Source organism: Streptomyces sp. NPDC104106, assembly GCF_055584345.1.
The window spans coordinates 420,420-434,586 of the sequence record NZ_JBVJMF010000002.1; the positions used below are offsets into that span (position 1 = coordinate 420,420).

The window sequence follows — 14,167 nt, forward strand, 5'->3', positions numbered from 1 at the left end:
CGCCGACCTTAGGGACGCCGACCCCACGGACGTCGACCCGATGGACGCCGGTCCTATGGACGCCGGTCCTATGGACGCCGGGCCCATGGACGCCGGGCCCATGGGCACCGGCCTCGGGGATGCGGGCCCGAGTGAGGCCGGACCCCTGGACGCCGACCTTAGGGACGCCGACCCCACGGACGTCGACCCGATGGACGCCGGTCCTATGGACGCCGGTCCTATGGACGCCGGGCCCATGGACGCCGGCCCCATGGACGCCGGCCTCGGGGACGCCGGCCCGATGGACGCCGGCCTTGGGGACACCGGCCCCAGTGACGCCGGGCCCATGGACGCCCGACCCGGGGACGCCGGGTCCGCCGGCTCGGTCGGGAGGCCGCACGCCGGTGGCGGGCCGGCACCGGGACCGGCACCCGCACCGGCAACCCGCGCGACCGCCCCGCCGCCGCTTCCCTCCGCGCTCGACTACGTCGGCTCCGGGCCGCCCACCTACGACCCCGAGCCCACCGCGCTGCCCGCCGCCGACCCCGACGCGCTGGGGGAACTCGTCGCGGACACCGTGCTGGACGGCGGCCGGTACGGGGCGTGCACGGTGCGGGCGGTGTCGCTGCGGGGGGACTCGGCGCGCTACCGGGGCGAGCCGAGGCGGGACGCGCTGCTCACCGCGCGGTTCGGCGCGGGGGAGCAGGCGCTGGTCCTCGTCGCGGTGGCGACCGGCGCGCGGACCGCTCGGGGGGCGCATCTGGCGGCGGCCGAGGCCTGCCGGTGGATCGGCCGGGCCGTCGGCCGCAGCCATGCGGGGCTCGTCGAGGACATCCGGGCCGCCCGGCGCGGCGAACTGAAGGCGGGGCTGCACCGGCTCACCGACCGAAGTCTCGGCAGACTGCGGGCGAGCGCCGCCGAGCAGGGCGTCGACCCGCGGCAGTACACGGCGAGCCTGCGCTGTCTGCTGCTGCCGGGCGACCCCGACTGCCGTACCCGTGTGTTCTTCGGCGTCGGCGACGGCGGGCTGTTCCGGCTGCGGGACGGCGCCTGGCAGGACATCGAGCCGCGGCCGGCGCCGGAGGACACCGCCGCCGAGACCCCCGAGGGCGACCGGGTCACCATGGACCTCGGCCTCCCGGCCCCGCCGGACCCCTACGAGCCGGCGCCGGAACCCCCGCGCGAGCCGTTCCGTTTCCGCGCCTCGATCGCCCGGCCGGGTGACGCCCTGGTGATGTGCAGCGCGGGCCTGGCCGAACCGCTGCGCGGCGAGCCCGCCCTCTGCGCGTACCTGGCCCGCCGCTGGTCCGGCCGGACCCCGCCGGGCCTCGCCGCGTTCCTCGCCGACGCCCAGGTACGGGTGAAGGGTTACGCCGACGACCGTACGGCCGCGGCCGTGTGGGAGGCGTGAGCGGGTCCCCTGTGCCTCCATGGGAGGCATGGCCAAACAGAACGTCGCCGAGCAGTTCGTCGACATCCTCGTCCGCGCCGGCGTGCACCGTCTGTACGGGGTGGTCGGCGACAGCCTCAACCCGGTCGTGGACGCCGTCCGCCGCAACTCCGCCATCGACTGGATCCACGTCCGCCACGAGGAGACCGCGGCGTTCGCGGCGGGCGCGGAGGCGCAGATCACCGGCCGGCTGGCCGCCTGCGCCGGCTCCTGCGGCCCGGGCAACCTGCACCTGATCAACGGGCTGTACGACGCGCACCGCTCGATGGCCCCGGTGCTCGCCCTCGCCTCGCACATCCCCTCCAGCGAGATCGGCCTCGGCTACTTCCAGGAGACCCACCCCGACCGGCTCTTCCAGGAGTGCAGCCACTACAGCGAGCTGATCTCCAACGCCCGGCAGATGCCCCGGCTGCTGCAGAGCGCCATCCAGCACGCGGTCGGGCGGAGCGGGGTCAGCGTCGTCTCGCTGCCCGGCGACATCGCCGCCGAACCGGCCCCGGAGAAGGCCGCGCAGAGCGCCCTCGTCACCTCCCGGCCCACCGTCCGGCCGGGCGACGCCGAACTCGACGCGCTCGTGGAGATGATCGACGCGGCCGGCCGGGTCACGCTGTTCTGCGGCAGCGGCACGGCCGGCGCGCACGTCGAGGTCATGGAGTTCGCGGGGCGCGTCAAGTCGCCGGTGGGGCACGCCCTGCGCGGCAAGGAGTTCATCCAGTACGACAACCCGTACGACGTCGGCATGAGCGGTCTGCTCGGCTACGGCGCCGCCTACGAGGCCACACACGAGTGCGACCTGCTGATCCTGCTCGGCACCGACTTCCCGTACAACGCCTTCCTGCCCGGCGACGTGCGGATCGCCCAGATCGACGTGCGGCCGGAGGTGCTCGGCCGCCGCTCCCGGCTGGACCTCGCCGTGTGGGGCGACGTGCGCGAGACGCTGCGCTGCCTGATCCCGCGCGTGCGGGAGAAGACCGACCGGCGCTTCCTCGACCGCATGCTGAAGAAGCACGCCGACGCCCTGGAGGGCGTGGTCAGCGCCTACACCCGCAAGGTCGACAAGCACCTCCCGATCCACCCCGAGTACGTGGCCGCCGTGCTCGACGAAGTCGCCGACGACGACGCCGTGTTCACCGTCGACACCGGCATGTGCAACGTCTGGGCGGCCCGCTACATCTCGCCCAACGGGCGCCGCAGGATCATCGGTTCGTTCTCGCACGGCTCGATGGCCAACGCGCTGCCCATGGCGATCGGCGCCCAGTTCACCGACCGGCGCCGCCAGGTGGTGTCCATGTCGGGCGACGGCGGCTTCTCGATGCTGATGGGCGACTTCCTGACGCTCGTCCAGCACGACCTCCCGGTCAAGGTGGTGCTGTTCGACAACTCCTCGCTCGCCATGGTCGAGTTGGAGATGCTGGTCGCCGGACTGCCGTCGTACGGAACCGCCAACACCAACCCGGACTTCGCCGCCGTCGCGCGGGCCTGCGGGGCGTACGGGGTGCGGGTGGACAAGCCCAGGCAGCTCGCCGCGTCGCTCAAGGAGGCCTTCCGGCACAAGGGCCCGGCGCTGGTGGACATCGTCACCGACCCGGGCGCGCTGTCCATCCCGCCGAAGATCAGCGCCGAGATGGTCACCGGGTTCGCGCTGTCCGCGTCCAAGATCGTGCTCGACGGCGGTGTCGGCCGGATGCTCCAGATGGCCCGCTCCAACCTGCGCAACGTGCCCCGCCCCTAACGGCGCACACCGGACCGGAGGGGCGGATTTCGGCCAGTTTCACGGGGCGTGACGGTGCGCCGACGGCTGGTGCCGGGCGTACCGGCCTCGCCGTCCCGGGGCGTCCGGGGCGCCCAGCGCCGTGCCGGGCGGCGGGCGGGCGGGTGCGGGCGGCGGCGGCGGGCGGCTCGCACGGCGCGGGGCCGTGGCCGAACAGCGGTCCTCGCGCGGATGCCAGGACTGCCCTGGTTTCTGCTGGGCAAGCATCCTCCGTGAACGTGTTCGACCAGGAGGGGCAGGGGCAGACATCGTGCGGGCGGGGGTCATGAAGAGGCAGGCACGAGGGGGCGGTCCCATGGTCGTGGGGAGCGCCGCGGACACGGCGGGGGAAGAGACCGGAACCACCACCGACCACGCGCACCGGCTCCGGCGCAGGCTGGGCCGGGCGGATCTGCGGGCGGTGCCCGAGGCCCGCAGGGAACTGCGCGAACTGCTGCGGCACTGGGGCAGGCCGGGCCGCTCGGAGATCGCCGAACTGCTCACCAGCGAACTGGTCACGAACGCGCTCGTGCACACCGACGACGACGCGGTCCTCACGGCCGTCGTGGGGCCGGGCGGACTGCGCGTGGAGGTACGGGACTTCGTGGCCCGCAGACCCGAGCTGAGGACGCCGGAGGCGGAGAGCGACACCCATGGGCGCGGCCTGGTGCTGGTGCAGTCCCTCGCGGACGCGTGGGGGGTGCGGCCGCACGGCGTCGGCAAGTCGGTGTGGTTCGAACTGGGCGCCGAGGCCGCGTAGGGGCACGGGCGGTACGCGACGGGCCGGGGGCGTGACCCGTGCGGTCACGCCCCCGGCCCGGGACGAGGGGGGCGCGGCCTAGCCGAACTGCTGCTCCAGGTCCTTCAGCTTGCGCTCCAGGGAGTCCAGGCGCGGCAGCGCCATGGTGTCGTCCTCGGCGGTGAGGTCGACGGTCACCGGCTCAGAGCCGGTGCGGACCGGCTGCAGGGAGTGGCGGGCGCGCACGGGCAGTTGTTCCGCGCTCGCTATGGCAGGCTCCGCGGTCACTTCGGCGGGGCCGCGCTCCACCGCCGCCACCTCGACCTGCCGGCCGCCGCGGCCGGCGAAGGCGCGGTGGCCCCGGCTGATCGCCTTCAGCTGGGCGCGCTCCATGCGCTGCTGCTCGCGCCGGCGCTGCCGCTGGTCCTCCTTCTGCCGCTTGTCGTCGCGGACCTCCTCGACCGCCTCGTCCAGGCTGCGCACGCCTTCCAGGAGCATCAGCGACCAGGCCTTGTAGGTCTCGCGGGGTGCCCGCAGCCAGCGCACGATACGGATCTGCGGCAGCGGACGCGGCACCAGGCCCTGCTCGCGCAGCGCGGCCCGGCGGGTCTGCTTCAGCGCGCGGTCGAACAGGACGGCCGCCGACAGCGACATGCCGGAGAAGAACTGGGGAGCGCCCGCGTGGCCGGCGCCCCGGGGCGCGTGCACCCAGTTGAACCAGGCCGCCGCCGCGGCGAACATCCACACGAGGATCCGGGAGCCGAGCGCCGCGTCACCGTGGCTGGCCTCGCGCACGGCGAGCACCGAGCAGAACATCGCCGCGCCGTCCAGGCCGAACGGCACCAGGTACTGCCAGCCGCCGGTCAGCCCCAGGTTCTGTTCGCCGAAGCCGACGAGGCCGTGGAAGGACAGGGCGGCGGCGACCGCCGCACAGCAGAACAGCAGTACGTAGGAGGCGGTGCCGTAGACGGCCTCCTTGCGCCGTCGGCGCTCCTCGCTGCGTTCCCACGAGTCGTCGGCGCTCGCGTTCTCCCCGGAGGAGCGCTTGCCGCGCGCGAGCACCGCCACCGCCGCCAGCATGCCCAGGAGCAGCACGGCGCCCGGAAGCAGCCAGTTCAGCGATATGTCGGTCAGTCTCATCAGGGGTCCCTTGCATTGGGATAGGGCGTAACGCCCGCCATAGTGGCCCACTCCCGAGGGCCCTCAGGGGGTTTCGGGGCAAGAGGCCGCCAAGGAAGTGCAAGGGGATGCCCGCAGACGGCGTTCTGCTCGAACTGCCGCGTGAGGGGCGGGAGTTGAGTTCGAATAAGACTACCCGTACGGGTGGTTCCTCGGAAAGCTCCCGCGGCACGTGAGGAAGTTGTGAATTCCCTGTCCGGGGACCGGTCCGTGAACGGGTCGTCCGCCGGTGCCGATCTTAGTGGACGGGCGGCGGTGCTCCGGTCCCCGCGCGCGTCGGCTGAGGGCCCGTCAGGCGATCGACGTGCGCGCCCGTTTGGCGATCCGGTCGTCGTCGCGGGTGCGGGGGCAGGTGACGCAGGTGTCCTCGGGGCGCACGGTGCAGAACATGCGGCAGCTCACCCGGTCGCGGGTGGCCGGCGGCTCGCCGTCCGGACCGGTCGGCACCCGGAACGCGGCCGCGCCGGCGTACGGCCGGGTGGCGCCGGGCAGCAGCGCCTCCAGCTCCCGGACGGCCCGCGCCTCCTCGTCCCCGGCGAGCAGACGGGCGACGTACCACAATCCCTCGACCACCTCGTCGGTCGCCATGCCCCACAGCGCGCGCCCGCGCCGGCGCGTGCGCGGCCCGAAGGCGGCGAGCACCGGCTCCAGGGGCCCGGCCACGGCCGCGCGCACCTCGGCCCGCAGCGCCTCCTCGTCCGGTACGACGACGGCCTCGGGCAGCGCCGCCGCCGGGTCGCCCGGCAGGCAGGCGCAGGAGGCGGGGCGGCGCACGGCCATGCGGCCGGCGGCGCGGTCGTACGCGACGTGGGTCACGGGCAGCCGGGGACCCGGCGCAGCAGGAACCACGGCATCGTGATCAGCAGGCAGGCGGGCCAGGCGTAGCGGTGCAGGCCGAAGCTCGCGACGACGTCCGGGCGGGCCCGGCGGCCGTGGTCCCGCAGCACCTGGGTCTCGTCCCAGGCGAGGAAGGCGTCCAGTTCCGCGCCGTCCGGCAGCGGCCGTCCGGGGGCCGGCTCGGTGAGGGTCGGGCCGGGGTGGACCTCGGTCGGGCGGTCGTACGCGGCGGTGAGCGGCGAGGCCGCAGCGGGCATTGCGGAACCACCGATCCTGGAGCGCGGGCCGGACGTACGGAGGCAAGCCTCACCTCAGTGATCTGTGAGCGGTACGGACCGGTGAGTTTGCACTGCCGGGATGTGCGCCTAAGGTGCTTGACGGACAAGTGACAACCCGTCGTTAATGACCCAAGTGCCGACAAGCCGCCAGGAGGATCCCGTGGACCCCGTGAAACAGGGCGCGCAGGGCTCCGCCGGGACGGGGGCGCCCGGCTGCGAGGCGCGGGGCGCCCGGGTGCCCGCGCAGGCGCGCGCGGCGCAGGCGGGCGCCGGTGCCCGGGAGCGGGAGGCCGCGCTGCCCGGCGCGCGCGGCGAGCACACCCACGCCGAGGCACCGGTCCCAGGGCCGCGGGCCGGGGTGCAGCGCTCCTCGGTGCGCGGGCAGATCCTGGACGCGCTGCGCACGGCGCTGGTGACCGGTGAGCTGGAGCCGGGGGAGGTGTACTCGGCGCCGGTGCTCGGCGAGCGCTTCGGGGTCTCGGCGACGCCCGTGCGCGAGGCCATGCAGCAGCTCGCCCTGGAGGGAGCCGTCGAGGTCGTGCCGAACCGGGGATTCAGGGTCGTGCGGCGCGGAGCCCGGGAGCTGGCGGAGCTGGCCGAGGTGCGCGGGCTCATCGAGGTGCCGGTGATGCTGCGGCTCGCCCGCACCGTGCCGGCCGAGCGGTGGGCCGAGCTGCGCCCGCTGGCGGAGGAGACGGTGCGGGTGGCGGCGACCGGCTGCCCGGCCGCCTACGCGGAGTCCGACCGGGCGTTCCACGCGGCGCTGCTCTCCCTGTCCGGCAACGAGCAGCTGGTCCGCATCGCCTCCGATCTGCACCGCCGCTCCCAGTGGCCCCCCGTCCGGCGCGGCCGTGGGTGCCTGGTCGCCGACGCGGCGGAGCACATGGCGCTGCTGGAGGCGCTGATCGCGGGCGAGGTCGAGGTGGTGCGGGGCCTGGTGGGGGAGCACTTCGCGTCCGCGGGCTGAGCGGTCCGGTCCAGGCGTGGTACGGGTGCGGGCGCGTCTCCCGGGTGCGGCGAGGGGGCCGCAGCCGCCCGCCTACGCCGCAGCCGCCCGCCTAGGCCGTCGCCGCCCCCGGCGCCGGCGGCGTCAACTGGCGTGCCAGCCACGTGGGTACGCCGCCCAGCAGCCGGAACAGCCGCCGCGCCTCCTCCCGCAGCCGTGACGCCTCCGGCTCGGTCTCCGCGTCGGCCAGCGAGGCGAGGGCCGGGGCCGTACCCACCAGGTAGCCCAACTCCTCCCGGATCCGCAGGGATTCGGCGAAGCCGTGCCGCGCCTCGGCCAACTCGCCGTCCCGCAGGGCGAGTCCGGCGAGATGGCGCCAGGTGAAGGACAGCAGCAGGGGGTCGGCGTGCGCCGTGGCCCCCGCGTGGGCGCGGCGGTAGGCGGCGCGGGCCGCCTGCGGGGAGCGGGTCAGGTTCTCCGCCAGCAGGCCCCGGCGGAAGTCCAGCAGCGCCCGGCCCACCGCTCCCGGAGGGATCAGGGCCGCCGCCCGGCCCAGCGCGGCCCGTGCCTCGTCCGCGCGGTCCCGCACCCCGTGCAGCGTCGCCGCGTAGGCCAGCTGCCCGCGCTCGCACGCCGCCGCGCCCCGCTCCTCGCCGGTGTGCGCGAGTGCCTCCGCCGTACGCAGCGCGTCCTCGGCCTCGGCCCAGCCGCGCTCGGTGTACAGACACCGTTCGACCAGCAGCGCGGCCCGCTGGAGTGCCGACGCGGGGGTGTCGTGGGGCAGCAGGGCCGCCGCGTCCGCCCAGCAGGCCCGCGAGCGCAACCGCCACACCGCGGTCTGGAGCGGATCGTCACCGGCGGTCGTTCCGTTGCCGGACATGGCGGAGTGCGCCACGTTGCCCTCCCCGAGCACGCCATCGAGCTGTTGAGTGGTGGCGGCATTCCAGCACCGATCGCCCGGCGGGGCCAAGGGGGTGGGTGAAAGTTTTCACAAAGTAGTGGGGTACGGGCCCGTCCGGGTCCGGGCCCCGCGCGCCCCCCTGACCTCAGCTCATGCGCAGCGCGAGGAAGAAGTCCAGCTTGTCCTCCAGGCGCGACAGGTCCCGTCCCGTCAACTGCTCGATCCGGCCCACCCGGTAGCGCAGCGTGTTGACGTGCAGGTGCAGCCGGGTGGCGCAGCGGGTCCAGGAGCCGTCGCAGTCCAGGAACGCCTCCAGGGTGGGGATCAGCTCGGCGCGGTGGCGGCGGTCGTAGTCCTTCAGCGGGTCCAGCAGGCGGGCCGTGAAGGCGCGGCGCACGTCGTCCGGGACGAACGGCAGGAGCAGGACGTGCGAGGCCAGCTCCTGATGGCCCGCGGCGCAGACCCGGCCGGGGCGGGCCGCGGCCACCCGGCGGGCGTGCCGGGCCTCCTCCAGGGCGCCGCGCAGCCCCTCCGCCGAGTGCACCGCGGCGCTGACGCCGAGGGTGAGCCGGCCGTCGCCGTCCAGGCCCGCCGACAGCGGCTCGCGCACCGCCCGCAGCAGGGCGTCGGCGAGCAGCCCGGTCTCCGAGCCGTCGTGCTCGGCGGAGACCGCCGGGAGCGGCACCAGGGCGATCGCCTCGTCGCCGGTGTGCGCGACCGCGATGCGGTCCGAGGGCTCCGGGCCCGTGGCCAGCGGGTCGACCAGCACCTCCTCCAGCAGGGCCTGCGCGACCGGGCCGCCCTCCACGCCCTCGCCCTCCCACTCCACGCGGGCCACCACGACCTGCCAGTGCGGGGCGGCGCCGAGACCGGGCAGCAGCACCGGCGCGGCCACCCGCAGGCGGGCCGCGATCTCGGCGGGCGCGGCGCCCGTCTGCACCAGCTCCAGCACCTCCTGGGCGAGCCGGCGCCGCACCGTGCGCGCCGCGTCACGGCGGTCGCGCTCGACGGCGATCAGCTGGGTCACGCCCTGGAGCAGGTCCATGCGCTCCTCGGGCCAGTCGCCCGCGTCCGCCTCGACGGCCAGCAGCCAGTCCGACAGGACCGTCTCGCGCACGTCACGGGCGCCTTGTGGGGAGCGGCCGGAGGAGCGGACCGGGAAGAGGGAGTACGTGGCGCCGCCGAGCAGGACGCGGTGCGGGCCGCGGCGGCCGGTGCGGGTGGCGGCCAGGTGCTCGGCCGCCAGCTTCGCGCAGGTCTCCGCGGGCAGCGCCGGGCCCGCCACCTTCGAGCCGGCGATCATCCGGCCGGCGGGCGAGAGCACCCAGGCGCGCAGGTCCAGGTCGGTGCCCAGCAGGTCCAGGACCACGTCCGGGCCGCCGCCCGCCGGGCCCGAGGTCATCATCCGCCGGTGCCGGTCCACGACGGCGGCCAGGTCCCCGGCGCGCTCGCCGGAGACCTGCCGTACGACGTGCTCGGTGATCGTCGCGAAGGCCACCGACTCGTCCACCGCGAACAGCGGCAGCCGGTGCCTGGCGCAGGCCAGCACCAGGTCGTCCGGGACGTAGCCCAGCTCCGCCGTGCCGGAGGCCAGCGCGGCCACGCCGGCCTGCACCAGGGTGCGGACGAAGGGCTCGGAGTCGGCGGCGTCCCGGCGCCAGGCGAGGCCCGTCAGCACCAGCTCGCCGCCCGCCAGGTAGCGGCTCGGGTCACGCAGGTCGGTGGTCATGACGCCCCGCACCGTACGGTCCAGCTCGTTCTCGCCGCCGAGTAGCCGCAGCCCCAGCGCATCGGTGTCCAGAAGTGCGCGCAGCCGCATCTCGTCGCCGCCGTTCTTTGTCTCGAAACCTACGATGGATCTTGGAGGGTGTCGTGGAAGGGGCCCGGCACGGGGCCGTACAGGGCGCGCTCCGGGGTCTCCGCGCTGTTTCCTGCGTTTCCCCAGGAAATCGGAGAGGTTACCGATGACCTCCGTTCATACGAATCTACAAGATGCCTGTCGTGGCCAGCCAACTCCTTCATGGTTTCGGTGACTGACCCGCCGGAGTACGGGGCGGTGTACTGAGTTCGTTCCGCGTTAACAGGACATGAACGAGCCGCCCCCGCCGCACACGGATTGGCTCAATCTGCACGACTCACGAGACGAAGAAGAGAGCCGGTCATGGACTTCCTTCGCCCCGCCAGCTGGGAGGAGGCGCTCGCCGCGAAGGCCGAGCACCCCACCGCTGTGCCGATTGCGGGTGGCACCGATGTGATGGTCGAGATCAACTTCGACCACCGCCGGCCCGAGTACCTGCTGGACCTGGGCCGCATCGGCGAGCTGGCCGAGTGGCAGATCGGCGAGGACAGCGTACGGCTGGGTGCCTCCGTCCCGTACACGAAGATCATGGAGAATCTCCGTGCCGAGCTGCCGGGCCTCGCGCTCGCCTCGCACACGGTCGCCTCCCCGCAGATCCGCAACCGCGGCGGCGTCGGCGGCAACCTCGGCACGGCCTCGCCCGCCGGTGACGCCCACCCCGCCCTCCTCGCCGCCGGCGCCGAGGTCGAGGTGGCCTCCGCCGCCCGCGGCACCCGCCTCATCCCGATCGACGAGTTCTACACGGGCGTGAAGCGCAACGCGCTCCAGCCCGACGAGCTGATCCGCGCCGTGCGCGTGAAGAAGGCCGACGGCCCGCAGCAGTACTCGAAGGTCGGCACCCGCAACGCCATGGTCATCGCCGTGTGCGCCTTCGGTCTCGCGCTGCACCCCGAGACCCGCACCGTGCGCACCGGCATCGGCTCGGCCGCGCCCACGCCCGTGCGGGCGCGGGCCGCCGAGGAGTTCCTGAACGCGGCCCTGGAAGAGGGCGGCTTCTGGGACAACGGAAAGATCATCACCCCGTCGGTCGCCAAGCAGTTCGCGGACCTGTGCTCCGCCGCCTGCAACCCGATCGACGACGTCCGGGGCACCGCGAGCTACCGCCGCCACGCGGTCGGCGTCATGGCCCGCCGGACGCTCACCTGGACCTGGGAGTCCTACCGCGGCGCCCGCCGCGCATCCGAGGGAGCTGCGTAATGCGCGTCAACTTCACCGTCAACGGACGTCCGCAGGAGGCCGACGACGTCTGGGAGGGCGAGTCCCTGCTGTACGTCCTGCGCGAGCGCCTCGGCCTGCCCGGTTCCAAGAACGCCTGCGAGCAGGGCGAGTGCGGCTCCTGCACCGTGCGCCTGGACGGCGTGCCGGTCTGTTCCTGCCTGGTCGCGGCCGGCCAGGTCGAGGGCCGCGACGTCGTGACCGTCGAGGGCCTTGCGGACTTCGCCAAGCAGCGCGCCGAGGGCGGCTGCGCGTCCGGCGCCTGCGGCACGACGCTGCAGGACGCCCAGCAGTGGGCGGCCAAGGGCACCGACTCGCAGACCGGCGAGGGCACCGAACTCAGCCCCGTCCAGCAGGCGTTCATCGACGCCGGCGCCGTCCAGTGCGGCTTCTGCACCCCGGGTCTGCTCGTCGCTTCCGACGAACTCCTGGAGCGCAACCCGAACCCGACCGACGCGGACATCCGCGAGGCGCTGTCGGGCAACCTGTGCCGCTGCACGGGCTACGAGAAGATCATGGACGCGGTCCGCCTGGCGGCCGCCCGGCAGCAAGAGGCGGTCTGACCGTGCCCACCAACGGCGCTCCCACCAAGATCACCCAGGGGTCCCAGACCAAGGGCGGCATCGGCGAGTCCACGCTCCGCCCGGACGGCACCCTCAAGGTCACCGGCGAGTTCGCGTACTCGTCCGACATGTGGCACGAGGACATGCTGTGGGGCCAGATCCTGCGCTCCACCGTCGCCCACGCCGAGATCGTCTCGATCGACACCTCCGAGGCCCTCGCCATGCCGGGCGTGTACGCGATCATGACGTACGACGACCTGCCCACCGGGGTGAAGACCTACGGCCTGGAGATCCAGGACACCCCGGTCCTCGCGCACGGAAAGGTCCGCCACCACGGCGAGCCGGTCGCGATCGTCGCCGCCGACCACCCGGAGACGGCCCGCCGCGCCGCCGCCAAGATCAAGGTCGACTACCGGGAACTCCCCGTCATCACCGACGAGGCCTCCGCGACCGCGCCGGACGCGGTCCTCGTCCACGAGGGCCGCGACGACCACCACGCGGGCCACGTCCCGCACCCCAACATCGTGCACCGCCAGCCGATCGTCCGCGGCGACGTGGAGGAAGCCCGCAGGCGGGCGGACGTGATCGTCGAGGGCGAGTACACCTTCGGCATGCAGGACCAGGCCTTCCTCGGCCCGGAGTCCGGGCTCGCCGTGCCCGAGGAGGACGGCGGCGTCCACCTCTACATCGCCACCCAGTGGCTCCACTCCGACCTGCGCCAGATCGCGCCCGTCCTCGGCCTGCCCGAGGAGAAGGTGCGCATGACGCTGGCCGGCGTCGGCGGCGCGTTCGGCGGCCGCGAGGACCTGTCGATGCAGATCCACGCCTGCCTGCTCGCCCTGCGCACCGGCAAGCCGGTCAAAATCGTCTACAACCGGTTCGAGTCCTTCTTCGGGCACGTCCACCGCCACCCGGCGAAGCTGTACTACGAGCACGGGGCCACGCGCGACGGCAAGCTGACCCACATGAAGTGCCGGATCGTCCTGGACGGCGGCGCGTACGCCTCCGCCTCCCCGGCGGTCGTCGGCAACGCCTCCTCCCTCTCCGTCGGCCCGTACGTCGTCGACGACGTCGACATCGAGGCCATCGCCCTCTACACCAACAACCCGCCCTGCGGCGCCATGCGCGGCTTCGGCGCGGTCCAGGCGTGCTTCGCCTACGAGGCGCAGATGGACAAGCTGGCGAAGAAGCTCGGCATGGACCCGGTGGAGTTCCGGCAGCTGAACGCGATGGAACAGGGCACCATCATGCCGACGGGCCAGCCCGTCGACTCCCCGGCCCCGGTCGCCGAACTCCTGCGCCGCGTCAAGGCGATGCCGCTGCCGCCCGAGCGCCAGTGGGAGTCCAGCGAGGGCGCCGACGTGCGGCAGCTGCCCGGCGGTCTGTCCAACACCACGCACGGCGAGGGCGTCGTACGCGGTGTCGGCTACGCCGTCGGCATCAAGAACGTCGGCTTCTCCGAGGGCTTCGACGACTACTCCACCGCCAAGGTGCGCGTGGAGGTCATCGGCGGCGAGCCGGTCGCGACCGTGCACACCGCGATGGCGGAGGTCGGCCAGGGCGGTGTCACCGTCCACGCGCAGATCGCCCGCACCGAACTCGGCGTCACCCAGGTGACCATCCACCCGGCCGACACCCAGGTGGGCAGCGCCGGTTCGACCTCGGCCTCCCGTCAGACGTACGTCACCGGCGGCGCCGTGAAGAACGCCTGCGAGCTGGTCCGCGAACGGGTGCTGGAGATCGGCCGCCGCAAGTTCGGCTCCTACCACCCGGCCTGGGCCACGGCCGAACTCCTGCTGGAGGGCGGCAAGGTCGTCACCGACGGCGGCGAGGTCCTCGGCGACCTGGCCGACGTCCTGGAGGGCGAGGCCGTCGAGATCGAGGCGGAATGGCGGCACCGGCCGACCGAGGCCTTCGACCTGCGCACCGGCCAGGGCAACGGGCATGTCCAGTACTCCTTCGCCGCGCACCGCGCCGTCGTCGAGGTCGACACCGAACTCGGCCTGGTCAAGGTCATCGAGCTGGCCTGCGCCCAGGACGTCGGCAAGGCGCTCAACCCGCTCTCCGTCGTCGGCCAGATCCAGGGCGGCACGACCCAGGGCCTGGGCGTGGCGGTGATGGAGGAGATCATCGTCGATCCGAAGACGGCGAAGGTCAGGAACCCCTCCTTCACCGACTACCTGATCCCGACCATCCTCGACACGCCGACCATCCCGGTCGACGTCCTCGAACTCGCCGACGAGCACGCCCCCTACGGGCTGCGCGGCATCGGCGAGGCCCCGACCCTGTCGTCGACGCCGGCCGTCCTCGCGGCGATCCGGAACGCGACCGGGCTGGAGCTGAACCGCACTCCGGTACGGCCCGAGCACCTCACGGGCGCGTGACCCTTCGGGGATTCTGCCGGTGATCTCCCGGGGGGACTCCCGTCCCCCCGGCCCCCACTGTTCGTCTCGGGCCGTCCCCCGGGTCGTC

General features: G+C 74.0%; 10 protein-coding genes and 1 pseudogene. 7 read left to right on the forward strand and 4 right to left on the reverse strand.

Features of this window, described 5'->3' with window-relative positions:
• The first annotated feature begins 280 nt into the window (after window positions 1-280).
• From ACZ60X_RS05795 to ACZ60X_RS05805, 3 genes are all read left to right on the forward strand, one after another.
• Window positions 281-1,390: a protein phosphatase 2C domain-containing protein gene (locus ACZ60X_RS05795; protein ID WP_469594393.1), complete on the forward strand. Its 1,110-nt coding sequence runs from the start codon at window positions 281-283 to the stop codon at window positions 1,388-1,390.
• Window positions 1,391-1,418: 28 nt separating this feature from the next.
• On the forward strand, window positions 1,419-3,161 hold the full coding sequence (locus ACZ60X_RS05800) for a pyruvate dehydrogenase (RefSeq protein WP_469593713.1): 1,743 nt from the start codon (window positions 1,419-1,421) through the stop codon (window positions 3,159-3,161).
• 334 nt (window positions 3,162-3,495) lie between these two features.
• Window positions 3,496-3,939, forward strand: coding sequence for an ATP-binding protein (locus tag ACZ60X_RS05805; RefSeq protein WP_469593715.1), 444 nt, complete (start codon window positions 3,496-3,498; stop codon window positions 3,937-3,939).
• 78 nt (window positions 3,940-4,017) lie between these two features.
• Here ACZ60X_RS05805 and ACZ60X_RS05810 read toward each other — a convergent pair whose 3' ends face one another.
• Window positions 4,018-5,058, reverse strand: coding sequence for a DUF2637 domain-containing protein (locus ACZ60X_RS05810; RefSeq protein WP_469593717.1), 1,041 nt, complete (start codon window positions 5,056-5,058; stop codon window positions 4,018-4,020).
• A gap of 330 nt (window positions 5,059-5,388) precedes the next feature.
• Window positions 5,389-6,191 (reverse strand): annotated as a pseudogene (locus tag ACZ60X_RS05815) (iron-sulfur protein).
• Between the two features lie 190 nt (window positions 6,192-6,381).
• Here ACZ60X_RS05815 and ACZ60X_RS05820 point away from each other — a divergent pair.
• Entirely contained in the window at window positions 6,382-7,179 is a 798-nt protein-coding gene (locus ACZ60X_RS05820; protein ID WP_469594396.1) for a GntR family transcriptional regulator, read from the forward strand.
• Between the two features lie 91 nt (window positions 7,180-7,270).
• On the opposite strand, the gene ACZ60X_RS05825 is transcribed toward ACZ60X_RS05820, so the two are convergent.
• Together ACZ60X_RS05825 and ACZ60X_RS05830 are read right to left on the reverse strand one after the other, a co-directional pair.
• Window positions 7,271-8,038 carry a hypothetical protein gene (locus tag ACZ60X_RS05825; protein ID WP_469594398.1) on the reverse strand — a complete coding sequence of 256 codons (768 nt, stop codon included), beginning with the start codon at window positions 8,036-8,038 and terminating at the stop codon, window positions 7,271-7,273.
• 166 nt (window positions 8,039-8,204) lie between these two features.
• Complete coding sequence (locus tag ACZ60X_RS05830) at window positions 8,205-9,878, reverse strand: PucR family transcriptional regulator (RefSeq protein WP_469593719.1); 1,674 nt, start codon at window positions 9,876-9,878, stop codon at window positions 8,205-8,207.
• A gap of 342 nt (window positions 9,879-10,220) precedes the next feature.
• Here ACZ60X_RS05830 and ACZ60X_RS05835 point away from each other — a divergent pair, with 342 nt between their 5' ends.
• The 3 genes from ACZ60X_RS05835 to pucD are packed head-to-tail and all read left to right on the forward strand — an operon-like array spanning window position 10,221 to window position 14,079.
• On the forward strand, window positions 10,221-11,114 hold the full coding sequence (locus ACZ60X_RS05835; RefSeq protein WP_469593721.1) for an FAD binding domain-containing protein: 894 nt from the start codon (window positions 10,221-10,223) through the stop codon (window positions 11,112-11,114).
• Window positions 11,114-11,695 carry a (2Fe-2S)-binding protein gene (locus tag ACZ60X_RS05840; RefSeq protein WP_469593723.1) on the forward strand — a complete coding sequence of 194 codons (582 nt, stop codon included), beginning with the start codon at window positions 11,114-11,116 and terminating at the stop codon, window positions 11,693-11,695. The genes ACZ60X_RS05835 and ACZ60X_RS05840 overlap by 1 nt, the downstream gene beginning before the upstream one ends.
• Window positions 11,696-11,697: 2 nt before the next feature.
• Window positions 11,698-14,079: a xanthine dehydrogenase subunit D gene (gene pucD, locus ACZ60X_RS05845; protein WP_469593726.1), complete on the forward strand. Its 2,382-nt coding sequence runs from the start codon at window positions 11,698-11,700 to the stop codon at window positions 14,077-14,079.
• Window positions 14,080-14,167: the final 88 nt, after the last annotated feature.